Origin of the sequence: Salipaludibacillus daqingensis, from assembly GCF_029891575.1 — a bacterium.
Lineage (GTDB): Bacteria > Bacillota > Bacilli > Bacillales > Salisediminibacteriaceae > Salipaludibacillus > Salipaludibacillus daqingensis.
Window position 1 is genome coordinate 21,445 of the sequence record NZ_JARZHF010000014.1, and the last position, 24,964, is coordinate 46,408.

At 41.2% G+C, this 24,964-nt stretch carries 31 protein-coding genes; all 31 read left to right on the forward strand.

The window, feature by feature from the left end; genetic code table 11:
• The first annotated feature begins 44 nt into the window (after positions 1 to 44).
• The 31 genes from rplL (at position 45) to secY (ending at position 24,943) form a co-directional block, all read left to right on the forward strand.
• Positions 45 to 407: a 50S ribosomal protein L7/L12 gene (gene rplL / locus QDN89_RS20850; protein ID WP_280772115.1), complete on the forward strand. Its 363-nt coding sequence runs from the start codon at positions 45 to 47 to the stop codon at positions 405 to 407.
• Positions 408 to 576: 169 nt separating this feature from the next.
• A complete protein-coding gene (locus QDN89_RS20855; protein ID WP_280772116.1) occupies positions 577 to 1,185 on the forward strand; it encodes a class I SAM-dependent methyltransferase in 609 nt (202 codons plus the stop codon).
• A gap of 462 nt (positions 1,186 to 1,647) precedes the next feature.
• Entirely contained in the window at positions 1,648 to 5,193 is a 3,546-nt protein-coding gene (gene rpoB / locus QDN89_RS20860; protein ID WP_280772117.1) for a DNA-directed RNA polymerase subunit beta, read from the forward strand.
• Positions 5,194 to 5,229: 36 nt separating this feature from the next.
• The gene (gene rpoC, locus QDN89_RS20865; RefSeq protein ID WP_280772118.1) at positions 5,230 to 8,841 is read left to right on the forward strand and encodes a DNA-directed RNA polymerase subunit beta'; all 3,612 of its coding nucleotides are present in this window, start codon (positions 5,230 to 5,232) and stop codon (positions 8,839 to 8,841) included.
• A gap of 83 nt (positions 8,842 to 8,924) precedes the next feature.
• On the forward strand, positions 8,925 to 9,173 hold the full coding sequence (locus tag QDN89_RS20870) for a 50S ribosomal protein L7ae-like protein (RefSeq protein ID WP_280772120.1): 249 nt from the start codon (positions 8,925 to 8,927) through the stop codon (positions 9,171 to 9,173).
• Between the two features lie 114 nt (positions 9,174 to 9,287).
• A complete protein-coding gene (rpsL, locus tag QDN89_RS20875; protein WP_280772121.1) occupies positions 9,288 to 9,701 on the forward strand; it encodes a 30S ribosomal protein S12 in 414 nt (137 codons plus the stop codon).
• A 66-nt stretch (positions 9,702 to 9,767) separates the two neighbouring features.
• On the forward strand, positions 9,768 to 10,238 hold the full coding sequence (gene rpsG, locus QDN89_RS20880; RefSeq protein WP_280772122.1) for a 30S ribosomal protein S7: 471 nt from the start codon (positions 9,768 to 9,770) through the stop codon (positions 10,236 to 10,238).
• Between the two features lie 129 nt (positions 10,239 to 10,367).
• Positions 10,368 to 12,446 carry an elongation factor G gene (fusA, locus tag QDN89_RS20885; RefSeq protein ID WP_280772123.1) on the forward strand — a complete coding sequence of 693 codons (2,079 nt, stop codon included), beginning with the start codon at positions 10,368 to 10,370 and terminating at the stop codon, positions 12,444 to 12,446.
• A gap of 116 nt (positions 12,447 to 12,562) precedes the next feature.
• Positions 12,563 to 13,753: an elongation factor Tu gene (tuf, locus tag QDN89_RS20890; RefSeq protein ID WP_280772124.1), complete on the forward strand. Its 1,191-nt coding sequence runs from the start codon at positions 12,563 to 12,565 to the stop codon at positions 13,751 to 13,753.
• Positions 13,754 to 14,443: 690 nt separating this feature from the next.
• On the forward strand, positions 14,444 to 14,752 hold the full coding sequence (gene rpsJ, locus QDN89_RS20895) for a 30S ribosomal protein S10 (RefSeq protein ID WP_280772125.1): 309 nt from the start codon (positions 14,444 to 14,446) through the stop codon (positions 14,750 to 14,752).
• A 36-nt stretch (positions 14,753 to 14,788) separates the two neighbouring features.
• Entirely contained in the window at positions 14,789 to 15,418 is a 630-nt protein-coding gene (gene rplC / locus QDN89_RS20900; RefSeq protein ID WP_280772126.1) for a 50S ribosomal protein L3, read from the forward strand.
• A 26-nt stretch (positions 15,419 to 15,444) separates the two neighbouring features.
• The gene (gene rplD, locus QDN89_RS20905; RefSeq protein WP_280772127.1) at positions 15,445 to 16,068 is read left to right on the forward strand and encodes a 50S ribosomal protein L4; all 624 of its coding nucleotides are present in this window, start codon (positions 15,445 to 15,447) and stop codon (positions 16,066 to 16,068) included.
• Entirely contained in the window at positions 16,068 to 16,358 is a 291-nt protein-coding gene (gene rplW, locus QDN89_RS20910) for a 50S ribosomal protein L23 (RefSeq protein WP_280772128.1), read from the forward strand. The genes rplD and rplW overlap by 1 nt, the downstream gene beginning before the upstream one ends.
• Positions 16,359 to 16,388: 30 nt before the next feature.
• Positions 16,389 to 17,219: a 50S ribosomal protein L2 gene (rplB, locus tag QDN89_RS20915; RefSeq protein WP_280772129.1), complete on the forward strand. Its 831-nt coding sequence runs from the start codon at positions 16,389 to 16,391 to the stop codon at positions 17,217 to 17,219.
• Positions 17,220 to 17,279: 60 nt separating this feature from the next.
• On the forward strand, positions 17,280 to 17,555 hold the full coding sequence (gene rpsS / locus QDN89_RS20920; RefSeq protein WP_280772130.1) for a 30S ribosomal protein S19: 276 nt from the start codon (positions 17,280 to 17,282) through the stop codon (positions 17,553 to 17,555).
• Positions 17,556 to 17,576: 21 nt separating this feature from the next.
• Positions 17,577 to 17,918, forward strand: coding sequence for a 50S ribosomal protein L22 (gene rplV / locus QDN89_RS20925; RefSeq protein ID WP_280772132.1), 342 nt, complete (start codon positions 17,577 to 17,579; stop codon positions 17,916 to 17,918).
• 2 nt (positions 17,919 to 17,920) lie between these two features.
• Entirely contained in the window at positions 17,921 to 18,580 is a 660-nt protein-coding gene (gene rpsC / locus QDN89_RS20930; RefSeq protein WP_280772133.1) for a 30S ribosomal protein S3, read from the forward strand.
• Positions 18,581 to 18,582: 2 nt separating this feature from the next.
• Entirely contained in the window at positions 18,583 to 19,017 is a 435-nt protein-coding gene (rplP, locus tag QDN89_RS20935; protein ID WP_280772134.1) for a 50S ribosomal protein L16, read from the forward strand.
• Entirely contained in the window at positions 19,007 to 19,210 is a 204-nt protein-coding gene (gene rpmC, locus QDN89_RS20940) for a 50S ribosomal protein L29 (protein ID WP_280772135.1), read from the forward strand. Before rplP ends, rpmC begins: the two co-directional genes overlap by 11 nt.
• 21 nt (positions 19,211 to 19,231) lie before the next feature.
• Positions 19,232 to 19,495 (forward strand): 30S ribosomal protein S17, encoded by a 264-nt coding sequence (rpsQ, locus tag QDN89_RS20945; protein WP_280772136.1) that lies wholly within the window; start codon positions 19,232 to 19,234, stop codon positions 19,493 to 19,495.
• A gap of 44 nt (positions 19,496 to 19,539) precedes the next feature.
• Positions 19,540 to 19,908, forward strand: coding sequence for a 50S ribosomal protein L14 (rplN, locus tag QDN89_RS20950; RefSeq protein WP_280772137.1), 369 nt, complete (start codon positions 19,540 to 19,542; stop codon positions 19,906 to 19,908).
• Positions 19,909 to 19,971: 63 nt separating this feature from the next.
• Positions 19,972 to 20,283, forward strand: coding sequence for a 50S ribosomal protein L24 (rplX, locus tag QDN89_RS20955; RefSeq protein ID WP_280772167.1), 312 nt, complete (start codon positions 19,972 to 19,974; stop codon positions 20,281 to 20,283).
• A gap of 29 nt (positions 20,284 to 20,312) precedes the next feature.
• Complete coding sequence (gene rplE / locus QDN89_RS20960; RefSeq protein ID WP_280772138.1) at positions 20,313 to 20,852, forward strand: 50S ribosomal protein L5; 540 nt, start codon at positions 20,313 to 20,315, stop codon at positions 20,850 to 20,852.
• 30 nt (positions 20,853 to 20,882) lie between these two features.
• Positions 20,883 to 21,068 (forward strand): type Z 30S ribosomal protein S14, encoded by a 186-nt coding sequence (locus QDN89_RS20965; RefSeq protein ID WP_110611226.1) that lies wholly within the window; start codon positions 20,883 to 20,885, stop codon positions 21,066 to 21,068.
• Positions 21,069 to 21,096: 28 nt separating this feature from the next.
• Positions 21,097 to 21,495, forward strand: coding sequence for a 30S ribosomal protein S8 (gene rpsH / locus QDN89_RS20970; RefSeq protein WP_280772139.1), 399 nt, complete (start codon positions 21,097 to 21,099; stop codon positions 21,493 to 21,495).
• Between the two features lie 30 nt (positions 21,496 to 21,525).
• On the forward strand, positions 21,526 to 22,062 hold the full coding sequence (rplF, locus tag QDN89_RS20975) for a 50S ribosomal protein L6 (protein ID WP_280772140.1): 537 nt from the start codon (positions 21,526 to 21,528) through the stop codon (positions 22,060 to 22,062).
• A gap of 33 nt (positions 22,063 to 22,095) precedes the next feature.
• Positions 22,096 to 22,458 carry a 50S ribosomal protein L18 gene (gene rplR / locus QDN89_RS20980; protein WP_280772141.1) on the forward strand — a complete coding sequence of 121 codons (363 nt, stop codon included), beginning with the start codon at positions 22,096 to 22,098 and terminating at the stop codon, positions 22,456 to 22,458.
• 24 nt (positions 22,459 to 22,482) lie between these two features.
• Positions 22,483 to 22,980 carry a 30S ribosomal protein S5 gene (rpsE, locus tag QDN89_RS20985; RefSeq protein ID WP_280772142.1) on the forward strand — a complete coding sequence of 166 codons (498 nt, stop codon included), beginning with the start codon at positions 22,483 to 22,485 and terminating at the stop codon, positions 22,978 to 22,980.
• A 13-nt stretch (positions 22,981 to 22,993) separates the two neighbouring features.
• Complete coding sequence (gene rpmD / locus QDN89_RS20990; RefSeq protein WP_280772144.1) at positions 22,994 to 23,182, forward strand: 50S ribosomal protein L30; 189 nt, start codon at positions 22,994 to 22,996, stop codon at positions 23,180 to 23,182.
• A 28-nt stretch (positions 23,183 to 23,210) separates the two neighbouring features.
• Positions 23,211 to 23,651 carry a 50S ribosomal protein L15 gene (rplO, locus tag QDN89_RS20995; RefSeq protein WP_280772146.1) on the forward strand — a complete coding sequence of 147 codons (441 nt, stop codon included), beginning with the start codon at positions 23,211 to 23,213 and terminating at the stop codon, positions 23,649 to 23,651.
• Entirely contained in the window at positions 23,651 to 24,943 is a 1,293-nt protein-coding gene (gene secY, locus QDN89_RS21000; protein WP_280772148.1) for a preprotein translocase subunit SecY, read from the forward strand. Before rplO ends, secY begins: the two co-directional genes overlap by 1 nt.
• Positions 24,944 to 24,964 lie beyond the last annotated feature (21 nt).

Consider the following 24,964-nt stretch of genomic DNA (forward strand, 5'->3'; position numbering starts at 1 on the left):
TTGCCTAACGGCATAAAACTATCACTAATAGGAGGAATTTAATCATGACAAAGCAAGAAATGGTCGACGCGATTAAAGAAATGTCAGTATTAGAATTAAATGATTTAGTAAAAGCAATCGAGGAAGAGTTTGGCGTTACAGCTGCGGCACCAGTTGCAGCAGCAGGTGGCGGAGCAGAAGAAGCTGCTGAAGAGCAAACTGAATTTGATGTAGTTCTTGAGTCTGCTGGATCTGCTAAAATCGGTGTTATCAAAGTAGTTCGTGAAATCACTGGTCTTGGTCTTAAGGACGCAAAAGCACTTGTTGATGGTGCTCCAGCTGCAGTTAAAGAAGGCGTAGATAAAGACGAAGCTGAAGAAATCAAAGGTAAACTTGAAGAAGCAGGAGCTTCTGTAGAAGTTAAGTAATTACACACTCAAACGAGAACTCGCTTTGGTATCCAAAGCGAGTTTTCTTTTACTTTTCTTTAAGTATTGTTTACAGAAGGATAACCAAAATTTGATTACATTGATTGACTATAGTACATTTTATTCGTAGAAGAATAAAAATCAAGATAAAGAAAGGGCGTTGATCTCCGTGTCTGACCACTATTATTCAGAAAAGCCTTCCGCGAAAAGCGACCAAAAAACAATAAAAGAAACCATAATTGATCATACTTTTACTTTTAAAGTAGATCATGGTGTCTTTTCCAAAGGTGGACTTGATTTTGGTTCAAAACTATTAATTGAAACCTTTCAAGAACCTGAAGTAGATGGAAAGATTGCAGATGTGGGTTGCGGTTGGGGCCCTATCGGAATTGCAGTTGCAAAAAGTTTCCCCAAAAGACACGTTCGAATGGTAGATATCAACGAACGATCTATTTTACTTTCAAAGGAAAATGCTTCGTTAAATCATGTTACTGATAATACATTTATTTCGCAAAACGATGTGATGGAAGGATTTGAAGAAGGCGAATATGCAGCGGTTATTACAAATCCACCGATCCGGGCTGGAAAAGAAGTTGTCTTTAAAATTTATGAACAATCTATTAAGGCACTGAAACGTGGCGGAAGTATATGGGTTGTTATTCAAAAGAAACAAGGTGCTGCATCAACGGAAAAAAAGCTTGAAGAATTAGGTTTGGAAGTAACGACGAAAAATAAACAAAAAGGTTATTTTATTTTTCAAGGAAAAAAGATTGACTAGTCTTTTTGGTTGTGTTAGTGTTGTTTAATGCGTATGAACATAAAAAATTGATAATAGGGCTTTTCTGCTCTATTTGTACTAGTGACATTTGATTACGTGCAATTTTCGGAGTGAGAAGTAGAGATGAATAAAAAGAATGGATTAAAAAAAGGGTGAATTGGACAAACTATGAACGTCTTTTATGTATGTAAAATAATAGAAGACACCACAACCCTTTTTTCTTTGTTTATTTTTGAAAAATGTAACTTTCTAGAGTAAAAGTTACGCAGTTATTCTACTTCATTCTACAATACTTCTAAGAAATCCTTTTTGTTTAGAAAGGTTGCTCTATTTTTCTCAATAGAAAAAAAGAGTACTGGAGAAAAGAAAGATTTTATTACGTATCTGTCAAAGGATTTCTGCATTGACTCCATGCAGCAGTCCTTTTGATGATAAAAACGTTAGGTTTGAGGGGTGAATGAGTTGACAGGTCAACTAGTTCAGTATGGACGCCACCGCCAGAGAAGAAGTTATGCACGAATTAATGAAGTTTTGGACCTTCCAAACTTGATTGAAATTCAAACAGCTTCTTATCAATGGTTTCTTGATGAGGGTATTCGCGAGATGTTTCATGACATCTCACCAATTGAGGATTTTACAGGAAACTTAGTTCTTGAGTTTATTGACTATAGCTTAGGAGATCCAAAGTACCCTGTAGATGAATCAAAGGAACGGGATGTAACGTATTCTGCGCCGCTTCGTGTAAAGGTTCGACTTATTAACAAGGAGACAGGCGAAGTAAAAGAACAAGAAGTGTTTATGGGAGATTTCCCACTTATGACAGACACGGGTACATTTGTCATTAATGGTGCCGAGCGTGTTATTGTTTCTCAGCTTGTTCGATCACCAAGCGTGTATTTTAGTGAGAAAATGGATAAAAACGGAAAGCGAGGCTTTACAACAACGGTGATTCCTAACCGTGGTGCCTGGCTAGAACTTGAAACCGATGCGAAAGATGTTGTGTATGTTCGAATCGATCGTACGCGTAAAATCCCTGCTACGGTTTTATTACGTGCGCTTGGATTTGGCACTGATCAAGAGATCATTGACTTATTAGGAGAAGATGAGTACTTACGTAATACGCTAGAAAAAGATAATACAGATAGCTCTGAAAAAGCGCTTCTTGAAATCTACGAGCGATTACGACCAGGAGAGCCTCCTACAGTAGAAAGTGCTAAAAGCTTATTAGAGTCACGCTTTTTTGACCCTAAACGCTATGATTTAGCTAATGTAGGTCGTTACAAGATGAATAAGAAACTTCATATTAAAAATCGCCTGTTTAATCAGATTCTAGCTGAAACATTGGTAGATCCTGAAACAGGAGAAATTTTAGCTGAAGAAGGTGCATTGATTGATCGACGGTTGCTCGATAAATTAATCCCTTATTTAGAAAATGATGTTGGCTTCCGTCATATTAACTTGCAAGGTGGGGTTATTGACGATGAAGAAGTAGAACTTCAATCTGTGTTGATTTATTCACAGAAACAGTCCGAGCAAGACCAACCAATTAAGGTTATTGCTAATGGACAAATTGACAAAACAATCAAGAACATTACGCCGGCTGATATCATTTCGTCTGTTAGTTATTTCTTCAACTTGCTTCATGGAGTTGGAAATACAGATGACATTGACCATTTAGGAAATCGTCGACTTCGTTCTGTTGGTGAGCTATTGCAAAACCAATTCCGTATCGGTCTTTCTCGTATGGAACGTGTTGTTCGTGAGCGTATGTCAATTCAAGATGCAAACATGATCACGCCACAAGCATTAATTAATATTCGACCAGTTATCGCGTCGATTAAAGAGTTCTTTGGAAGCTCTCAGCTTTCTCAGTTCATGGACCAAACAAATCCGCTAGCGGAATTGACGCATAAACGTCGTTTATCTGCTCTTGGACCTGGTGGTTTGACTCGTGAGCGCGCAGGTTTTGAAGTACGTGACGTTCACTATTCCCACTATGGCCGTATGTGTCCGATTGAGACACCTGAGGGACCAAACATTGGTTTGATTAACTCATTATCCAGTTTTGCGAAGGTAAATCAATTTGGTTTTATTGAAACGCCTTATCGAAAAGTGGATCATGAATCAGGCAAAGTTTCCAAACAAGTTGACTATTTAACAGCGGATGAAGAAGATAACTACGTTGTTGCACAAGCAAATGCGAAACTAGAAGAAGATGGATCATTTACAGATGACGATATTATTTGTCGTTTCCGTGGTGAGAACATCATCGTACCTAGGGATCGCGTTGACTATATGGACGTATCACCAAAGCAAGTTGTTTCTGCGGCTACGGCATGTATTCCTTTCTTGGAAAACGATGACTCTAACCGTGCATTAATGGGTGCTAACATGCAGCGTCAAGCAGTTCCACTTATTGAACCACGATCTCCTCTAGTCGGAACAGGTATGGAATATGTTTCTGCTAAAGACTCAGGGGCTGCGATAGTTGCAGCTAAAAAAGGTCGCGTCGAACGTGTTAGTGCTAAATATATAGACATCCGCGCTATTGATGAAGTAAATGGTAAAGATGTTGAAGGTGACGTTCAGCGATATAACTTGATGAAATTTGAGCGATCGAACCAAGGGACATGTTACAACCAACGCCCAATTGTAAGTGAAGGCATGATCGTTGAGAAAGGTGAAATCCTTGCAGACGGTTCTTCTATGGAAAAAGGCGAAATGGCTCTGGGTCAAAACGTTCTTGTTGGTTTCATGACTTGGGATGGATATAACTATGAGGATGCGATCATTTTGAGTGAGCGCCTCGTAAAAGATGATGTCTATACGTCCATTCATATTGAAGAATATGAGTCGGAAGCTCGTGACACAAAACTTGGACCAGAAGAAATTACCCGTGATATTCCAAACGTAGGAGAAGACGCTCTAAGAAACTTAGATGAGCGTGGAATTATCCGCGTCGGGGCAGAAGTGAAGGATGGAGATATTCTCGTAGGTAAAGTTACGCCTAAAGGGGTAACGGAGCTAACAGCTGAAGAGAGACTTTTACACGCTATTTTTGGTGAGAAAGCTCGTGAAGTTCGAGATACATCGTTACGTTCTCCGCACGGAGGCGACGGAATTGTACTTGATGTAAAAGTATTTAACCGTGAAGATGGCGATGAGCTTCCTCCAGGTGTAAACCAACTCGTTCGTGTGTACATCGTACAAAAGCGTAAAATTCACGAAGGTGACAAAATGGCCGGTCGACACGGAAACAAAGGTGTTATTTCCCGGATCCTTCCTGAAGAAGATATGCCTTACTTACCAGATGGTACACCAATCGATATCATGCTTAACCCGCTAGGGGTTCCATCACGTATGAATATCGGGCAAGTTCTTGAGCTGCATATGGGTATGGCAGCAAAACAACTTGGTATTCACATCGCAACACCAGTTTTTGATGGAGCGCGTGAAGAAGATGTTTGGAGCACAATTGAAGAATCAGGCATGTCAAGAGACGGAAAGACAGTCCTTTATGACGGTCGTTCTGGTGAAGCGTTTGATAACCGAGTATCTGTTGGTGTCATGTACATGATCAAACTGGCTCACATGGTTGACGATAAACTGCATGCTCGTTCTACTGGACCTTATTCCTTGGTCACACAACAGCCGTTGGGTGGTAAAGCGCAATTTGGTGGACAGCGTTTCGGTGAGATGGAAGTATGGGCACTTGAAGCTTATGGTGCTGCGTATACGTTGCAAGAAATCTTAACTGTGAAGTCAGATGATACAATCGGTCGTGTGAAAACATATGAAGCGATTGTCAAAGGTGAAAATGTACCAGAACCAGGAGTTCCTGAGTCATTTAAAGTTCTAATAAAAGAGCTTCAAAGCCTTGGTATGGACGTGAAGATGTTATCAAGCAATGATGAAGAAATCGACATGTTAGAGATGGATGACGAAGATGATCAATCGAAGGATAAATTGAATTTAAATTTGGAGTCTAGCACTGAGTCAAACGGATAACGGAAGAACTTGAATGATGAAAGGGAGGTTAGCCCCTTGATCGATGTGAATAATTTTGAATATATGAAAATAGGCCTTGCATCCTCAGATAAAATTCGTTCCTGGTCTAGAGGAGAAGTGAAGAAGCCTGAAACGATAAACTACCGTACACTTAAACCAGAAAAAGATGGTTTGTTCTGCGAGCGCATTTTCGGTCCTACTAAGGACTGGGAATGTCATTGCGGAAAGTACAAACGAGTTCGATACAAAGGTGTTGTATGTGATCGTTGTGGTGTTGAAGTAACAAGAGCGAAAGTTCGTCGTGAACGTATGGGTCACATTGAATTAGCTGCTCCTGTTTCTCACATATGGTATTTCAAAGGAATTCCAAGTCGAATGGGTCTTGTTTTAGACATGTCCCCCCGTTCCCTAGAAGAAGTTATTTACTTTGCTTCTTATGTGGTAACAGAGACTGGTGATACTCCTCTTGAAGTAAAACAACTGCTTTCTGAAAAAGAGTATCGTAACTATCGTGATAAATATGGTCGTACATTCTCAGCACAAATGGGTGCGGAAGCGATTCGTAAGTTATTAGAAGATATCGATTTAGATAAAGAAGCAGAGCTATTAAAAGAAGAACTAGAAACAGCACAAGGGCAACGCCGTACAAGAGCGATCAAACGATTAGAAGTTCTTGAAGCGTTCCGTCATTCTGGCAATGATCCATCCTGGATGGTTTTGGATGTTCTTCCGGTTATTCCACCGGAGCTTCGCCCAATGGTTCAGCTAGATGGAGGACGATTTGCTACTTCTGATTTAAATGACTTGTATCGTCGAGTAATTAACCGCAACAACCGCTTGAAGCGTTTGTTGGATTTAGGTGCTCCGAACATTATTGTTCAAAACGAAAAAAGAATGCTTCAAGAAGCCGTTGATGCACTTATTGATAACGGTCGCCGCGGTCGGCCTGTAACTGGTCCTGGTAACCGTCCATTGAAGTCCCTTTCTCACATGCTTAAGGGTAAACAAGGGCGTTTCCGTCAAAACTTATTAGGAAAACGTGTCGACTACTCAGGTCGTTCCGTTATCGTTGTAGGTCCGCACTTGAAGATGTACCAATGTGGTCTACCGAAAGAAATGGCTTTAGAATTATTCAAACCTTTTGTTATGAAAGAGTTGGTAAGTAAAGGCCTAGCCCACAACATCAAGAGTGCTAAACGGAAAGTAGAACGGGTTCACCCAGAAGTTTGGGACGTTCTAGAAGAAGTTATTAGAGAACATCCAGTACTGTTGAACCGTGCACCAACATTACACAGACTAGGGATTCAAGCCTTTGAGCCAACGTTGGTAGAAGGACGCGCAATTAAACTTCATCCTCTCGTATGTACAGCGTACAACGCAGACTTTGATGGAGACCAAATGGCGGTTCACGTTCCACTATCAGCTGAAGCACAAGCGGAATCTCGTCTATTGATGCTTGCAGCACAAAATATCTTGAACCCTAAAGATGGAAAACCGGTTGTAACACCATCTCAAGACATGGTACTAGGAAACTACTACTTAACGCTTGAAAGAAAAGGTGCCATCGGTGAAGGAAATGTCTATAATGGTCCAAATGAAGTGTTAACTGCTTACCAAAATGGTTATGTTCACCTTCATACTCGTATTGCAGTTCCTGTTCTGTCATTAAATAAATCCAACTTCAAAGAGAAGTTTGAAGATCATATGATTTTAACTTCTGTAGGTAAAGTAATCTTTAATGAAATTTTGCCAGAATCTTTCCCTTACATGAATGAACCTTCATTAGAGAACTTGGAATTTGAAACACCTGATAAGTATTTTGTGCCAATGGGTACGGACTTAAAGAAAGAGATCAAAAGTAGAGATCTTGTTCTTCCGTTTAAAAAAGGTTTCCTTGGTGATATCATTGCACAAGTGTTTAAGAAATTTAAGATTTCCGAAACATCTGTGATGTTAGATAAGATGAAGGACTTAGGTTTCTATCATTCCACAAAAGCTGGGATTACTATCGGTGTATCTGACATTGTCGTATTAAAAGATAAACAAGATATACTTGATGAAGGGGAAGAAAAAGTTCAGCGCATCATGAAGCAATTCCGCCGTGGTTTAATTACGGAAGAAGAGCGTTATGATAAAGTAATTGAAATTTGGAGTAAGTCCAAGGATGTTATCCAAGAGAAGCTATTAAGTACGTTGGTTAAAACTAACCCAATATTCATGATGAGTGACTCTGGAGCCCGAGGTAATGCTTCCAACTTTACACAGCTTGCAGGTATGCGAGGACTGATGGCGAATCCGTCTGGTCGTATCATTGAACTTCCTATTAAATCAAGTTTCCGTGAAGGTTTAACGGTACTTGAGTACTTTATCTCAACACACGGTGCCCGTAAAGGTCTTGCCGATACAGCACTTAAGACTGCTGACTCAGGTTACTTGACACGTCGTCTAGTTGACGTTGCGCAAGACGTCATCATTCGAGACGATGACTGTGGAACAGACCGTGGCCTGGAAGTTAAAGCGATTAAAGAAGGCAATGAAGTCATTGAAAGTCTTTACGACAGACTTGTCGGTCGTGTATCTTTCCAGCGCATTTACCACCCAGAAACAAAAGAGGTACTTGCAGAACGTAACCAAGACATTACGGAAGACATGGCGAAAGTCATTGAAGATTCTGGTGTAGAAAAGGTAATCATCCGATCTGCCTTTACTTGTGATACAAAACATGGTGTGTGTAAAAAGTGTTACGGTCGTAACCTTGCTACTGGTTCAGAAGTTGAAGTCGGTGAAGCTGTCGGAATCATTGCAGCTCAATCGATCGGTGAACCAGGAACACAATTAACAATGCGTACATTCCATACAGGTGGTGTAGCAGGAGACGATATTACACAAGGTTTACCGAGAATTCAAGAAGTATTTGAAGCTCGAAACCCTAAAGGTCTGGCTATCATCTCCGAAATTGAAGGTACGGTTTCAGAGATCAAAGATGTCAACGACAAGAAAGAAATTGTCGTTCAAGGTGCTATTGAAACAAGAAGTTACCCAACGTTATATGGTTCAAGACTTAAAGTGAATGTAGGAGACAACGTAAAACCTGGTGAAGAATTAACAGAAGGTTCGATTGATCCGAAAGAACTGTTGATTGTATCCGGTGTTCAAGGTGTTCAGGAATACCTTCTACGAGAAGTTCAAAAAGTTTACCGTATGCAAGGGGTAGAAATTGGAGATAAGCACGTTGAGGTTATGGTTCGTCAAATGATGAGGAAGATCCGCGTTATTGATGCTGGAGATACAAAAGTATTACCAGGATCTCTTGTGGAAATTCATCAGTTTAACGACGCTAACCGTGATATTTTGCTTAGAAATGGACGTCCAGCTTCTGGTCGACCAGTGCTATTAGGTATTACGAAAGCATCCTTGGAAACTGATTCCTTCTTATCTGCCGCATCTTTCCAGGAAACGACAAGAGTTCTTACGGATGCAGCGATCAAAGGTAAGCGAGACGAATTGGTTGGATTGAAAGAAAATGTTATTATCGGTAAACTTGTACCAGCTGGTACAGGAATGCAGCGTTACCGTCAAATGGAAGCTGCCGATAAAGAAAAACCACAACAAGAAGATGTTATTGAACAAGTAACGGTTCAAGAATAATAAAGAAAAAGTGTTGACAGGCAACAATCATGGTGATACTATATCAAAGTGTGCCAAATACCTGATGCTTTGGAGGATGACAAATGTCTTATGAAAAAGTAGCCCAGGCAGCTAATAAAGTCGTAGGCACGAAACAGACATTAAAAGCACTGGAAAACGAGCAGGTTAAAGAACTGATTGTTGCTGAAGATGCAGATCAGAAAGTTTTGGAAAAAGCTTTACAGATCGCCCAAGGAAAAGGAGTTTCCGTTCATCCGGTAGATTCCATGAAAAAACTTGGGAAAGCATGCGGAATTGACGTAAATGCAGCAATCGTAGCTATTAAAAAGTAAACAGTTTTTGCCAACGACGACTCGTCGTTGTTGGTGAAAACTTTCCTTTTAGCCATTTATGAACCACCTGGACCAGTGGCCTTGCATATTTTATTAAAGAGAGGAGGAAAAACCATGCCTACTATTAACCAGTTAGTGCGAAAGGGTCGTCAATCAAAAGGAAAGAAATCAGACTCTCCAGCTCTTAACAAAGGATATAACAGTTTCAAAAAGGTACAAACAGATGAGGATTCTCCGCAAAAACGTGGAGTATGTACTCGTGTTGGAACAATGACACCAAAGAAACCAAACTCAGCACTACGTAAATATGCTCGTGTTCGTTTGACTAATCAAATCGAAGTAACAGCATACATCCCAGGAATTGGGCACAACTTACAAGAACACAGTGTTGTATTAATTCGTGGTGGACGTGTGAAAGACTTACCAGGTGTTCGTTATCACATCGTTCGTGGAGCACTTGACACAGCAGGTGTTGAAAAACGCATGCAGGGTCGTTCTAAGTACGGAACGAAGCGCCCAAAGAAATAATAAAAAGGTAAAAATTACCGGTCGAGTATAGATATACTTGATTAATATTTGAAAGGAGGGACTTCAATGCCACGTAAAGGACCTATTCCTCGCAGAGACGTGCTAGCAGATCCGATTTATCAATCAAAGCTAGTTACGCGCTTAATTAACCGCATCATGGTTGATGGTAAAAGAGGTAAAGCACAAACTATACTTTATAGAGCATTTGATCTTGTTCGCGAAAAGAGTAACAATGATCCACAAGAAGTTTTCGAACAAGCATTAAAAAATATCATGCCAGTACTTGAGGTAAAAGCACGCCGAGTTGGTGGAGCTAACTATCAAGTACCAATCGAAGTAAAACCTGAGCGTCGTACGACTTTAGGACTTCGTTGGTTAGTAAGCTACGCTCGACTTCGTGGAGAGAAAACGATGGAAGAACGTTTAGCTTATGAAATCATGGATGCAGCAAACAACACTGGATCAGCAGTGAAGAAGCGTGAGGATACTCACAAAATGGCAGAAGCGAACAAAGCATTCGCTCACTATCGTTGGTAGAATCACTAAAACAATATATATCAATGTCATAATAACGGGATCAGTTCAAAAGAACACTAGTCGTCTTTTGAATTGAGAACCCGATTATTAAAACTAAACATCTTGACAAATAGGAAGGAGAAATTACCAATGGCAAGAGAGTTCTCCTTAGAAAAGACCCGTAATATTGGGATTATGGCTCATATTGACGCCGGAAAAACAACTGCGACTGAGCGAATTCTTTTCTATACAGGCCGCATTCATAAAATTGGTGAAACTCACGATGGTGGTTCTCAGATGGACTGGATGGACCAAGAGCAAGAGCGTGGGATCACAATTACGTCCGCAGCAACAACAGCACAATGGGAAGGTCACCGAATTAACATTATCGACACTCCAGGACACGTGGACTTCACAGTTGAAGTTGAACGTTCCCTTCGTGTACTAGATGGTGCAGTGGCTGTTCTTGATGCTCAATCAGGTGTTGAGCCTCAAACAGAAACAGTATGGCGTCAAGCGACAACATACGGTGTTCCTCGTGTCGTCTTTGTAAATAAGATGGACAAACTAGGTGCTGACTTCGTATATTCCTTAGGAACATTATCTGATCGTTTAGGTGCGAACGCAGCTGCGATTCAATTACCAATCGGTGCAGAAGATGATTTCGAAGGTATTATCGACTTAGTAACAATGGAAGCATTTTTCTATACAGATGATTTAGGAACTCGAACAGAAGCTCGTGAAATTCCTGAAGAGTATAAAGCTCAAGCAGAAGAACATCGCGATATTCTTATTGAAAAAGTTTCTGAATTAGATGAAGATCTTACAATGAAATACTTAGAGGGAGAAGAAATCACACAAGCTGAGCTTAAAGCGGCTATCCGTAAAGCAACTTGTGATGTGGAATTCTACCCAGTCCTATGTGGATCTGCTTTCAAAAACAAAGGTGTGCAATTACTACTAGATGCAGTTATTGCTTACTTACCTGCTCCAACTGATGTTGCAGCGATTCAAGGTCATATTCCAGAATCTGAAGAAGTAGTTACACGTAAAGCTGGTGACGAAGAGCCATTTGCAGCCTTAGCATTTAAAGTTGCAACAGACCCATTCGTTGGTAAGCTAACGTTCTTCCGAGTTTATTCTGGTAAAGTTGATGCAGGTTCATACGTTCGTAACTCCTCTAAAGGAAAACGTGAGCGTATGGGACGTATCCTTCAAATGCATGCGAACCACCGTGAAGAGATTCCAACTTGTTTCTCTGGTGATATTGCTGCAGGTGTAGGCCTTAAAGATACGTCAACAGGGGACACACTTTGTGACGAAAAGAATCTCGTTATTCTTGAATCTATGGAATTCCCTGACCCAGTTATTTCATTGTCTGTTGAGCCAAAATCCAAGGCTGACCAAGACAAAATGGGTATGGCACTTGCTAAATTAGCGGAAGAGGATCCAACATTCAAAACACACACAGACGATGAAACGGGTCAAACTATTATCGCTGGTATGGGTGAACTTCACCTTGATATCATCGTTGATCGTATGAAGCGTGAGTTTAAAGTGGAAGCAAATGTTGGTGCACCTCAAGTATCTTATCGTGAAACCATTCGCCAAGAAGCGAAATGTGAAGGTAAGTTCGTCCGTCAATCAGGTGGACGCGGTCAGTACGGTCACGTATGGATCGAATTTACACCTAACGAAGAAGGCGCTGGATATGAGTTTATTGATAATGTTGTCGGTGGGGTTGTTCCACGCGAATATATCAATTCTGTTAACGCCGGAGTAAAAGAATCACTTGATAACGGACTTCTAGCTGGATTCCCTGTTATCGATGTGAAAGCAAGATTGTTCGATGGTTCTTACCATGACGTTGACTCTAACGAGATGGCGTTTAAGGTAGCTGCTTCGATGGCTTTTAAAGAAGCAAAGAACAAATGTAAACCTGTTCTACTTGAACCATTGATGAAAGTAGAAGTTGTTATGCCAGAAGAATATATGGGTGACATCATGGGTGATATTACTTCTCGTCGTGGACGTGTAGAAGGAATGGAAGCTAGAGGAAACGCACAAACTGTTCGCGCAATGGTTCCTCTCGCAGAGATGTTTGGTTATGCTACGTCTCTACGTTCTAATACGCAAGGTCGTGGAACTTATTCCATGCACTTTGACCACTATGAAGAAGTACCAAAGAGTATTTCTGAAGAGATCATTAAGAAAACTTCAGGTCAGTAATTAACAACCATTGTTTCAAAGGAAATTTTGTTGTAAGCTAGGAAAGGTGATAGAGTAATTTACTCACCTTTCTTCCAAAAATAAAAATATATATAATTATAAGGAGGATTTCGATCATGGCAAAAGAAAAATTTGATCGTTCCAAGACGCATGCCAATATTGGTACAATTGGGCACGTTGACCACGGGAAAACTACATTAACTGCAGCTATCTCTCACGTACTTCACAAAAAATCAGGTAAAGGTACTGCAATGGCATATGACCAAATTGATGGTGCACCTGAAGAGCGCGAGCGTGGAATCACTATTTCCACTGCACACGTTGAGTATGAAACAGATTCTCGTCACTATGCACACGTTGACTGCCCAGGACACGCTGACTATGTTAAAAACATGATCACTGGTGCTGCGCAAATGGACGGAGCAATCCTAGTTGTATCCGCAGCTGATGGCCCAATGCCACAGACTCGTGAGCACATCCTACTTTCTCGTCAAGTTGGTGTACCATCTATCGTGGTATTCTTAAACAAGACTGACCAAGTAGACGATGAAGAACTACTTGAATTAGTAGAAATGGAAGTTCGTGACCTTCTTTCTGAATACGACTTCCCTGGAGACGACATTCCTGTCGTTAAAGGTTCTGCACTTAAAGCTCTTGAAGGAGATGCTGATCACGAAGCTGCAATCCTTGAGCTTATGCAACAAGTTGATGACTACATCCCAACTCCAGACCGTGACAAGGACAAGCCTTTCATGATGCCTGTTGAGGACGTATTCTCAATCACTGGTCGTGGTACTGTTGCGACTGGACGTGTTGAGCGTGGTCAACTAAACGTTGGTGACGAAGTTGCGATCATCGGACTTTCTGAAGAAGCTAAGAAAACTACTGTAACTGGTGTTGAAATGTTCCGTAAACTACTTGACTATGCAGAAGCTGGTGACAACATTGGTGCCCTTCTACGTGGTGTATCCCGTGACGACATCAATCGTGGACAAGTACTTGCTAAGCCAGGTACAATCACTCCACACACTAAGTTCAAAGCAGAAGTTTATGTACTATCTAAAGAAGAGGGTGGACGTCATACTCCATTCTTCACAAACTATCGTCCACAGTTCTACTTCCGTACTACGGATGTAACTGGTGTTACTCACCTTCCAGAAGGCGTTGAAATGGTTATGCCTGGTGATAACGTAGAGATGGTTGTTGAACTAATCTCTCCAATCGCTATCGAAGAAGGTACGAAGTTCTCTATCCGTGAGGGTGGACGTACTGTAGGCGCTGGTGTTGTAGCTACAATCACTGAGTAATCTTTGATTGTTAAATAAAACAATTATAAAAGGTTGACCTGGTGGATGTTTCATCCACTAGGGCAACCTTTTTTTGTTGAAGTTTATTGATAAAAATAAGTATCAGAAGTTGCCTAGAGCTAATTAGTGATGACGTTTTAAGGTGGAAGAGCAACTAGTGACCCAAGAACGAGGGAAAAAGGGATTAAGGGTAACTAGAGAGAGCAACTAGTGACCCAAGAACGATAAATATATTAGGATCAGTAAAGAAAACAACTAGCTGCAATATAAACTATATATTTAAAAACAAAAAAATTCTCTTTCTCTATATTAAGATTAGAAGAAAAAAACCAAAAGGTACAAAAAACAAATCTAACAAGTCTATCAAAAGCTGTAGCAATTAATTCTATGATAATTCCCTAACTCACAACGTTTTAGACTCTCAAAAGAAGTTTTAAAAACCTTTTTTAAAACACTCCTTGATATTATGAAAACTACCTTGTATAATAGGCGAAGTGTGGCCAGAAGGTATATTTTAAAAAAGACTTGCATACACATATTCATTCGTGTATAATATCTAATGTTGGTCACTGACAGGCGTTGATCCGGGAGGTTGCCGACACGCCCGGCCCCTTTGCCATGGGAGAGCGTGTTTAAATTTCCGGCGAGCAAGTCTATTTCCAAAAATGGGCGAAAAAAGGAGGTATTCAAATGGCAAAACAGAAAATTCGCATTCGATTAAAGGCTTATGATCACAGAATTCTTGATCAGTCAGCAGAAAAGATTGTAGACACGGCTAAGCGCTCCGGTGCTGCTGTATCCGGTCCAATCCCGCTACCGACAGAACGATCTATTTACACGGTTCTTCGTGCGGTGCACAAGTACAAAGATTCTCGTGAACAGTTCGAGATGCGTACTCACAAGCGTCTAATCGATATCGTTAACCCTACACCACAAACTGTGGATGCGTTAATGCGACTAGATCTGCCATCAGGCGTTGACATTGAAATCAAACTATAAATAATAAAATGAAAAGAATTATAGGAGGTGTGACTCATGACCAAAGGAATCTTAGGTAGAAAATTAGGTATGACCCAAATTTTCTCTCAAAATGGAGAGGCAATTCCAGTTACTGTGATCCAAGCTGAACCAAACGTTGTTCTTCAGAAGAAGACAATCGAAGGAGAAGGCTATGAATCGATCCAGTTAGGTTTTTCTGATCAAAAAGAAAACCGACAAAACAAACCTGCAAAAGGTCATGCAGAAAAAGCGAAGACAACCCCTAAGCGCTTCGTTAAAGAACTCCGTGATGTGACTGTTGCGGATTATGAAATTGGTCAAGAAGTCAAAGTAGACACATTCGCTGAAGGTGATTCAGTTGATGTAACAGGAATTTCAAAAGGGAAAGGTTTCCAAGGTGCTATTAAGCGTCATAACCAATCTCGCGGACCAATGAGTCACGGTTCACGTTACCACCGTCGTCCTGGTTCAATGGGTCCTGTTGATCCAAACCACGTACGCCCTGGTAAGTTGCTCCCTGGACGAATGGGTGGAGAGCAAAAAACCGTTCAAAATCTTGAAATTGTAAAAGTAGATGCAGAACGTAATATTCTTCTAGTTAAAGGTAATGTACCTGGAGCGAAGAAAAGCTACGTATCTGTGAAATCAGCTATAAAAGCTGACTAATATCGATAAGGAAAGGAGGAGCCCAGATGCCTAAAGTTACTTTGTTTAATCAAGCTGGCTCACAAGTAGGCGACATTGAACTTTCAGACAACGTCTTTGGCGTTGAACCAAATGAAAGTGTTCTATATGAAGCAGTTGTGATGCAACAAGCATCTCAACGACAAGGTACACACTCAACAAAAACACGCGGAGAAGTTCGCGGCGGTGGTAAAAAACCGTGGAGACAAAAAGGAACAGGTCGTGCACGTCACGGTACTATCCGATCTCCAATCTGGGTTGGTGGCGGTGTAACATTTGGACCAACACCACGCAGCTATGGCTTTAAAATGCCAAAGAAACAACGTCGTTTAGCGTTGAAATCTGCTCTTTCTTCCAAAGTGAATGACGAAAACATTCGCGTTGTGGAAGGATTGAGTTTAGAAACACCTAAAACAAAGGAAATGAAGCAAGTATTAGCAGGCTTATCAGCAGATGCAAAAGTACTTGTTGTTACAGCAGATTACAACGATGCCGTTGCATTGTCTGTACGTAACCTTCCTGGAGTAAAATTTGTAACAGCTGATGGAGTAAATGTTCTTGATCTTCTTAACCATAAGAAGTTAATCATTACTCAAGATGCTGTGAAACAGGTAGAGGAGGTGCTTGCATAATGGCAAACGTAAGAGATCTTATTAAGCGCCCTATCATTACAGAACGCTCAGCAGACTTGATGGTTGATAAAAAGTACACGTTTGAGGTTGATCCTCGTGCAAATAAATCACAAATCAAAGACGCTATCGAAGAAATCTTTGGAGTGAAAGTAATTAACGTTAATACAATGAACTACAAAGGTAAATTCAAGCGTTTTGGTCGTCATTCAGGCTATACTCGCAAGCGCAAAAAAGCCATTGTTCAACTTTCAGCGGACAGCAAAGAACTTGAATTCTTTGAAGGCGCGTAAAAAAATAATTAGTGAAGGAGGGAAAAACTGATGGCTATTAAAAAGTATAAACCAACCACAAACGGTCGCCGCCATATGACGACATTAGATTTTCAAGATTTGACAACAGATAAGCCAGAAAAATCTTTGTTAGCACCATTACATGGAAGAGGCGGTCGTAACAACCAAGGTAGATTGACTGTACGTCATCAAGGTGGCGGACACAAACGTCAGTATCGTATGATAGATTTCAAGCGCAACAAAGATGGAATTCCAGGCCGCGTTGCTACGATTGAATACGATCCAAACCGTTCAGCTAACATTGCATTAATTAACTATGCAGACGGTGAGAAACGTTACATCTTAGCTCCTAAAAACTTAAAAGTTGGCACAGAAATCATGTCTGGTAAAGATGCGGATATCAAAATTGGTAACGCTCTTCAACTTAAAGACATCCCAGTTGGTACAATTGTTCATAACGTTGAACTTCGTCCTGGTAAAGGTGGACAGCTCGTACGATCAGCTGGAGCTGAGGCTCAAGTTTTAGGTAAAGAAGGAAACTACGTTCTCGTTCGTTTACGTTCAGGTGAAACGCGTTTAATCTTAGCAACTTGTCGTGCGTCAATCGGTCAAGTTGGTAACGTAGAACATGAATTAGTGAATATCGGTAAAGCCGGTCGTTCACGCTGGTTAGGTAAACGACCAACTGTTCGTGGTTCTGTTATGAACCCTAACGATCACCCACACGGTGGTGGTGAAGGTAAAGCTCCTATCGGACGTAAGTCGCCAATGTCACCATGGGGTAAACCAACTCTTGGTTACAAAACTCGTAAAAAGAACAAAGACACGGATAAATATATTGTGCGTCGTCGTAAAAAATAACGCGGTTGTGCTACGGTTCTTTGAGAGAACCGTGGGCCAATCACGAAGGGAGGTACAATTATGGGTCGCAGCTTGAAAAAAGGACCTTTTATTGATGATCATTTGATGAAGAAAGTCGAAGCGATGGATAACGACAACCGAAGAGTTATCAAAACTTGGTCTCGTCGCTCAACAATTTTCCCACAATTCATCGGTCACACGATTGCGGTATATGACGGTCGTAAACATGTACCAGTATTCATTTCCGAAGATATGGTTGGACATAAGCTTGGTGAATTTGCACCAACGCGTACTTACAAAGGCCATGCTTCAGACGATAAGAAAACACGACGTTAATAAAGAGGGGAGGTACTATTCATGGAAGCAAAAGCAGTTGCAAAACAAGTGCGTATTGCTCCTCGCAAAGTTCGCTTAGTCGTAGACTTAATTCGTGGTAAAGCAGTCGGTGAAGCAGTTTCTATTCTTAAACTCACACCTAAAAAAGCTTCTCCAGTAGTGGAGAAACTTTTGAACTCAGCCATTGCGAACGCAGAGCATAACTATGAAATGGAACCTGACAATTTAGTTGTCAGTAAAGTATATGTAGACGAAGGTATTACACTTAAAAGATTCAGACCACGTGCTATGGGACGTGCGAGCAGAATCAATAAACGTACGAGCCATATTACGGTCGTTCTAACAGAAAAGAAGGAGGGATAAGTGTGGGTCAAAAGATAAATCCTAATGGACTTCGTGTCGGCGTTATTCGCGGCTGGGAGTCAAAATGGTACGCTGATAAAGATTACGCTAACCTACTTCATGAAGATATTAAAATTCGTGAATACTTGGAAAAGCGTTTAAGTGAAGCTTCAGTCTCCACAATCGAAATCGAGCGCGCGGCAAACCGTGTGAACGTAACGATTTACACTGCCAAGCCAGGTATGGTTATTGGTAAAGGTGGATCTGAAGTCGAAGCATTACGTAAAGCTCTAAATCAATTAACTGGCAAGCGAGTTCACATCAACATCAATGAAATCAAGAGACCTGATCTTGATGCGAAGCTTGTTGCTGAAAATATTGCTCGTCAATTAGAAAATCGTATTTCATTCCGTCGTGCGATGAAACAAACAATTCAACGCACAATGCGTTCAGGCGCACTTGGAATAAAAACACAAGTTTCTGGTCGTCTTGGCGGTGCTGATATCGCTCGTGATGAATCATATAGTGAAGGAACTGTTCCATTACACACATTAAGAGCTGACATCGACTATGGTGCTGCAGAAGCAGACACTACTTACGGTAAGCTTGGTGTTAAAACTTGGATCTACAAAGGTGAAGTCCTTCCAACGAAAGGAACGAACCAAGAGGAAGGAGGAAATTAATCATGCTAATGCCTAAACGTGTTAAATTCCGTCGTGAACACCGTGGTAAGATGCGCGGTCGTGCGAAGGGCGGAACAGAAGTATCATTCGGTGAATTTGGTTTACAAGCTCTAGAAGCTTCATGGATCACAAACCGACAAATAGAATCTGCACGTATTGCCATGACACGTTACATGAAGCGTGGAGGTAAAGTATGGATTAAAATTTTCCCAGATAAGCCGTATACGGCAAAACCTTTAGAGGTAAGAATGGGTTCCGGTAAAGGGGCGCCTGAAGGTTGGGTAGCAGTAGTAAAACCAGGGAAAATTTTATTTGAAATAGCTGGAGTATCGGAAGAAGTGGCTAGAGAAGCGTTACGTCTTGCTTCACACAAGCTACCAATCCAAACGAAATTTGTAAAACGAGAAGAAGTGGGTGGTGACGCAAATGAAAGCTAATGAGATCCGCAACCTAACCACTGCAGAAGTAGAACAGAAAACAAAGTCTTTAAAAGAAGAACTTTTCAACCTTCGCTTTCAACTTGCGACTGGACAGTTAGATAATCCAGCCCGCATTCGCGAAGTTAAAAAAGCTATTGCTCGTGCAAAAACAGTTTTACGTGAACGAGAACTCGGAATCACGAACGAATAGTCCTGAGAGGAGGTTTGCACAGTGGAAGAACGTAACAACCGCAAAAGCTATGTTGGTCGCGTAACATCTGACAAGATGGACAAAACCATCACAGTTGTTGTAGAAACGTATAAAATGCACTCGCTCTATGGAAAGCGTGTAAAATATTCTAAAAAGCTTAAAGCGCACGATGAGAATAACTCTGCAAAAACAGGTGACGTTGTTAGAATCATGGAGACTCGTCCATTATCTAAAGACAAGCGTTTCCGTATTGTTGAAATTGTTGAGGAATCTGTCATCGTATAACTTCAAGTATATGTTTGCTTACCTGAAGGGAGGTAAAGAAGTCTATGATTCAGCAAGAAAGCCGTTTAAAAGTTGCCGATAATTCAGGAGCGCGTGAAGTGCTATGTATTAAAGTTCTCGGAGGTTCCGGGCGCAAAGTTGCTAACATTGGAGACGTTATCGTCTGTACTGTAAAACAAGCAACACCTGGTGGCGTTGTCAAGAAAGGTGAAGTTGTCCGTGCTGTCATCGTTCGTACAAAGAGTGGTGCACGCCGTCAAGATGGCTCTTACATTAAATTTGACGAAAATGCAGCGGTGATTATCCGTGACGATAAAGGACCAAGAGGAACTCGTATCTTCGGACCGGTTGCACGTGAACTACGTGAGAACCAATTCATGAAGATTGTTTCTTTAGCTCCTGAAGTACTTTAATGATTATTAATATGAAGAGAAATATACGTCTTAAGAGGAGGTGCCCTCATGTCTAACCCGAAATTGCATGTCAAACAAGGCGATAACGTTAAAGTTATTACCGGCAAAGACAAAGGCAAGGAAGGTAAAATCCTTGAAGCATACCCGAATGATTCCCGTGTGCTAGTGGAAGGCGTAAACATGGTTAAAAAACATGCGAAACCATCCCAATCTAATCCACAAGGCGGAATCCTTAATCAGGAAGCTCCAATTCACGTTTCAAACGTGATGCCAATTGATCCAAAAACGGGAGAACCAACCCGCATTAGTTATAAAGAAGAGAACGGTAAAAAAGTACGCATAGCGAAAAAATCTGGCGAATCTTTAGATAAGTAATAGCCAGTGGCTGAAAGGAGGTTCACTCAATGAGTCGATTGAAAGAAAAGTTTAATAAGGAGATTACTCCTGTACTAACAGAGAAATTTAACTACTCTTCCGTTATGGAAGTGCCACATGTAGAAAAAATCGTGATTAACATGGGTGTCGGTGAAGCTGTTCAGAACTCTAAAGTTCTTGATAAAGCAGTTGAAGAACTTACGTTAATCTCAGGTCAAAAGCCATTGATTACAAAAGCGAAGAAGTCCATTGCAGGATTCAAACTTCGTGAAGGTATGCCAATTGGTGCAAAAGTTACACTACGCGGTGAGCGTATGTATGACTTCTTAGATAAGTTAATTGCTGTTTCTTTACCACGTGTTCGTGACTTCCGCGGTGTTTCTAAAAAAGCATTTGACGGACGAGGAAACTATACAATGGGGATTAAAGAACAATTAATCTTCCCTGAAATCGAGTATGACAATGTAGACAAAGTTCGCGGAATGGATATCGTTATTGTTACAACTGCTAACTCTGACGAAGAAGCACGTGAACTTCTCACTCAAATGGGCATGCCGTTTCAAAAATAAAAAGTTTGCCAAAAGAGAGGAGTGAAGACCTTGGCGAAAAAATCGATGATCGCAAAACAGAAGCGTACAAAGAAGTTTAACGTTCAGGAATACACACGTTGCGAACGCTGTGGACGCCCTCACAGTGTTATCCGCAAATTTAAACTTTGCCGTATCTGCTTCCGAGAACTTGCACATAAAGGTCAAATTCCGGGCGTTAGAAAAGCTAGCTGGTAATTCCGTTTAAAGGAAGGAGGTAAATACGATGACCATGACAGATCCTATTGCAGATATGCTTACGCGTATTCGTAATGCAAATACAGTGAGACACACAAGTTTGGAGCTTCCTGCTTCAAATCTTAAAAAAGAAGTAGCTGAAATTCTAAAGCGTGAAGGTTTTATTCGCGACTACGAATTCATTAAGGATAGTAAACAAGGAATCCTTCGTATTTTCCTTAAGTACGGTGCAAATAACGAAAAAGTTATCACTGGACTTAAGAAAATTAGTAAACCAGGTTTACGCGTTTATGCGAAGGCAGATGAACTTCCACGAGTACTTGGTGGACTTGGAATCGCTGTTATTTCTTCATCAACAGGAGTAATAACTGATAAAGAAGCTCGTCAACAACAAGTAGGCGGAGAAGTACTCGCTTATATTTGGTAATAAGTATGTAACAGAATGGAGGTGTAAGGCATGTCTCGAGTTGGTTTAAAACCAGTTGAGGTTCCTTCTGGTGTAGAAGTGAAAATCGACAATACAACCATCACAGTAAAAGGACCGAAAGGTGAGCTTCAACGTGAACTTCACCACGACATGATTGTTAAAGTAGAAGACAATCAAGTTACAGTTGCGCGTCCTTCTGATCATAAAGAACACCGTTCTCTACACGGTACTACTCGTAGCGTCATCAATAACATGATTGAGGGAGTTACGAAAGGTTTTGAAAAGAAGCTTGAACTTGTAGGTGTTGGTTACAGAGCGCAAAAGACAGGAAATAAACTTGTCCTAAACGTTGGTCTATCGCACCCAGTTGAATTTGTTGAAGCTAATGGATTAGAAATTGAAGTACCAACAAACACTCAAATTACCATTAAAGGTATTAATAAAGAAGCTGTTGGTGCACTTGCTTCAAACATTCGTGCGACAAGACGACCAGAACCTTACAAAGGTAAAGGTGTACGTTATGAAGGCGAATATGTACGACGCAAGGAAGGTAAAACAGGGAAATAAACCCTAATAAAGGAAAGAAAGGAATGACGTTCGATGATCACGAAAACTGACAAGAACGCGGTTCGTAAGAAAAGGCACGCCCACGTTCGTCGTTCGATCACAGGAACTGCTGAACGTCCTCGTTTAAATGTTTTCCGTTCTACTAAGCATATTTACGCACAGTTAATTGATGATGTTGCAGGCGTAACATTAGCAAGTGCTTCTAGCTTAGATAAAGAACTTAATGTTGATAATGGCGGGAACAAAGAAGCAGCACGTCAAGTTGGCGAACTTGTGGCAAAGCGAGCCCTTGAAAAGGGTCATGAATCCGTAGTATTTGATCGTGGCGGTTACCTCTACCACGGTCGCGTACAAGAACTAGCAGATGCTTCACGAAAAGCAGGTCTGAAGTTTTAATCAAGGCGAAAAGGAGGGAAATACATGCGTATCGATTCAACTAAGTTAGAGATTGAAGAAAGAGTCGTAACGGTCAACCGAGTAGCGAAGGTTGTTAAAGGTGGACGTCGTTTCCGCTTTTCAGCACTCGTTGTCGTTGGAGATAAAAACGGACATGTTGGCTTTGGTATGGGTAAAGCACTAGAAGTACCTGAAGCAATCCGTAAAGCTATTGAAGAAGGCAAGAAAAATATGATTCGCGTACCTATTCAAGGAACGACGATTCCTCATCAAATTACTGGAGAATTTGGTGCAGGAAGTGTACTGCTAAAACCAGCATCTGAAGGTACTGGAGTTATCGCAGGTGGCCCCGTCCGTGCGGTACTAGAATTAGCTGGTGTAGGCGACATCCTATCCAAATCTTTGGGATCAAACAACCCAATTAACATGGTACGTGCAACAATCCAAGGGCTTGATAGCTTGAAGAGTCCAGAAGAGGTTGCAAAACTACGCGGCAAATCTGTTGAAGAGTTGCTAGGTTAAGGAGGGATTTGGCATGGCAAAGAAATTAGAAATTACCCTCACACGAAGCCTGATTGGACGTCCGGAAGATCAGCGCGTGACTGTGAAGACTTTAGGTCTTCGTAAAGTTAATCACACTGTCGTTCAAGAAGATAACGATGCAATGCGTGGAATGGTGAACAAAGTTTCCCACCTCGTCAGTGTGAAGGAAATAGAAGCGTAATTTGATAAACAGTTGAGGAGGTGTCAATATGGAACTTCACGAATTAAAACCTTCGGTAGGATCACGGAAAGAAGGCAAGCGTAAAGGTCGCGGGATTGGTACTGGTAATGGTAAGACTGCTGGTAGAGGTCACAAAGGTCAAAACGCTCGTTCAGGAGGCGGAGTTCGCCCAGGTTTTGAAGGTGGACAAATGCCAATATTCCGTCGTTTACCTAAACGTGGATTTAAGAACCCGAATCGCACTGAATACGCGATCGTGAACCTTGACACGTTAAACCTTTTTGAAGAAGGTACAGAAGTTACACCTGAGCTACTTTCAGAAACAGGTGCAGTGAAAAATGCTAAAAACGGAATTAAAGTTTTAGGAAACGGTTCACTTGAGCGTAAGCTTACAGTGAAAGCTCATAAATTCTCAGGATCAGCGAAGGAAGCGATTGTGGCTGCCGGCGGAACGACTGAGGTGATTTAATGTTTCAGACAATCTCCAATATTTTTCGTGTTGGTGATTTAAGGAAAAAGATTTTCTTCACCTTGGCGATGTTAATCGTCTTCCGTATCGGTGCCCACATCCCGGCTCCGGGAGTGGACGCAGATATTTTGGATTTCGGTGGAGAGATGAACGCCTTTGGTTTTTTAAACACTTTTGGCGGTGGGGCACTTGAGAATTTCTCTATTTTTGCGACAGGGATTATGCCTTACATTACTGCGTCGATTATCGTACAATTACTACGAATGGACGTTGTTCCTAAGTTTGCCGAATGGTCTAAACAAGGGGAAGCAGGTCGTAAAAAGTTAGCACAAGTGACGAGATACGGTACGATTGGGATCGCTTTTATTCAAGCGATGGGTATGTCAATTGGTTTCAATAACATTTTCCCTGGTCTTGTACCCGATCCAAGTATTTCGACCTATTTATTAATTGCACTAACCCTAACAGCAGGAACTGCATTTTTATTATGGTTAGGTGAGCAAGTCACTGCAAATGGTGTCGGGAACGGGATCTCGATCATGATCTTTGCTGGGATTGCTGCTGGGATTCCGAATGGAGTTAATCAAATTTATGTGACTCAATTCGAAGACGCAGGAGATGCCTTGTTTATTAACATTGTTACTGTATTGTTACTACTCTTGGCGCTTTTAGCGATCGTTGTTGGTGTAATCTTTGTACAGCAAGCTCTTAGAAAAATTCCTGTCCAATATGCCAAGCGATTGGTTGCTGGGAAGCCGCAGGGGGGTCAGTCGACTCACTTGCCGTTAAAGGTTAACTCAGCCGGGGTTATTCCAGTTATTTTTGCGATGTCTCTCTTTATCTTTCCACCAACAGTGGCTGGATTCTTTGGAGACCAGAGTACGATAGCTGGTTGGATTACACGTAACTTTGACTATACGCAGCCGTTTGGCCTTGTCGCCTTCGCTACGTTAATCATTGGTTTTACGTACTTCTATACTTTTGTTCAAGTTAATCCTGAACAAATGGCGGAGAATCTGAAAAAACAGGGTGGTTACATTCCTGGAATTCGTCCCGGTAAGACAACTCAAGTTTATATAACTCGTATCCTTTATCGTTTGACGTTCGTCGGAGCTTTGTTCCTAGCATCAGTATCAACTATTCCTGTCTTCTTTACTGAAGTAGCAGGCCTTCCTCCAGCAGTACAAATTGGAGGAACGGGATTATTGATCGTTGTTGGTGTTGCACTAGACACGATGAAACAAATTGAAAGTCAACTAATTAAACGATCATACAAAGGCTTTATTAAATAAAAGGGAGTTTTTCTCCCTTTG

Bases quoted from the DNA above. Each gene is read 5' to 3' on its own strand.
- rpmC (WP_280772135.1), top strand. From the start codon at position 19,007: ATGAAAGCTAATGAGATCCGCAACCTAACCACTGCAGAAGTAGAACAG.
- rplD (WP_280772127.1), top strand. From the start codon at position 15,445: ATGCCTAAAGTTACTTTGTTTAATCAAGCTGGCTCACAAGTAGGCGAC.
- rplW (WP_280772128.1), top strand. From the start codon at position 16,068: ATGGCAAACGTAAGAGATCTTATTAAGCGCCCTATCATTACAGAACGC.
- rplC (WP_280772126.1), top strand. From the start codon at position 14,789: ATGACCAAAGGAATCTTAGGTAGAAAATTAGGTATGACCCAAATTTTC.
- rplR (WP_280772141.1), top strand. From the start codon at position 22,096: ATGATCACGAAAACTGACAAGAACGCGGTTCGTAAGAAAAGGCACGCC.
- rpsE (WP_280772142.1), top strand. From the start codon at position 22,483: ATGCGTATCGATTCAACTAAGTTAGAGATTGAAGAAAGAGTCGTAACG.
- rpsJ (WP_280772125.1), top strand. From the start codon at position 14,444: ATGGCAAAACAGAAAATTCGCATTCGATTAAAGGCTTATGATCACAGA.
- rplV (WP_280772132.1), top strand. From the start codon at position 17,577: ATGGAAGCAAAAGCAGTTGCAAAACAAGTGCGTATTGCTCCTCGCAAA.
- rpsH (WP_280772139.1), top strand. From the start codon at position 21,097: ATGACCATGACAGATCCTATTGCAGATATGCTTACGCGTATTCGTAAT.
- rpsG (WP_280772122.1), top strand. From the start codon at position 9,768: ATGCCACGTAAAGGACCTATTCCTCGCAGAGACGTGCTAGCAGATCCG.
- rplB (WP_280772129.1), top strand. From the start codon at position 16,389: ATGGCTATTAAAAAGTATAAACCAACCACAAACGGTCGCCGCCATATG.
- rplO (WP_280772146.1), top strand. From the start codon at position 23,211: ATGGAACTTCACGAATTAAAACCTTCGGTAGGATCACGGAAAGAAGGC.
- rpsL (WP_280772121.1), top strand. From the start codon at position 9,288: ATGCCTACTATTAACCAGTTAGTGCGAAAGGGTCGTCAATCAAAAGGA.
- secY (WP_280772148.1), top strand. From the start codon at position 23,651: ATGTTTCAGACAATCTCCAATATTTTTCGTGTTGGTGATTTAAGGAAA.
- rpsS (WP_280772130.1), top strand. From the start codon at position 17,280: ATGGGTCGCAGCTTGAAAAAAGGACCTTTTATTGATGATCATTTGATG.
- rplE (WP_280772138.1), top strand. From the start codon at position 20,313: ATGAGTCGATTGAAAGAAAAGTTTAATAAGGAGATTACTCCTGTACTA.
- fusA (WP_280772123.1), top strand. From the start codon at position 10,368: ATGGCAAGAGAGTTCTCCTTAGAAAAGACCCGTAATATTGGGATTATG.
- QDN89_RS20870 (WP_280772120.1), top strand. From the start codon at position 8,925: ATGTCTTATGAAAAAGTAGCCCAGGCAGCTAATAAAGTCGTAGGCACG.
- rplP (WP_280772134.1), top strand. From the start codon at position 18,583: ATGCTAATGCCTAAACGTGTTAAATTCCGTCGTGAACACCGTGGTAAG.
- tuf (WP_280772124.1), top strand. From the start codon at position 12,563: ATGGCAAAAGAAAAATTTGATCGTTCCAAGACGCATGCCAATATTGGT.
- rplN (WP_280772137.1), top strand. From the start codon at position 19,540: ATGATTCAGCAAGAAAGCCGTTTAAAAGTTGCCGATAATTCAGGAGCG.
- rpmD (WP_280772144.1), top strand. From the start codon at position 22,994: ATGGCAAAGAAATTAGAAATTACCCTCACACGAAGCCTGATTGGACGT.
- rplF (WP_280772140.1), top strand. From the start codon at position 21,526: ATGTCTCGAGTTGGTTTAAAACCAGTTGAGGTTCCTTCTGGTGTAGAA.
- rplL (WP_280772115.1), top strand. From the start codon at position 45: ATGACAAAGCAAGAAATGGTCGACGCGATTAAAGAAATGTCAGTATTA.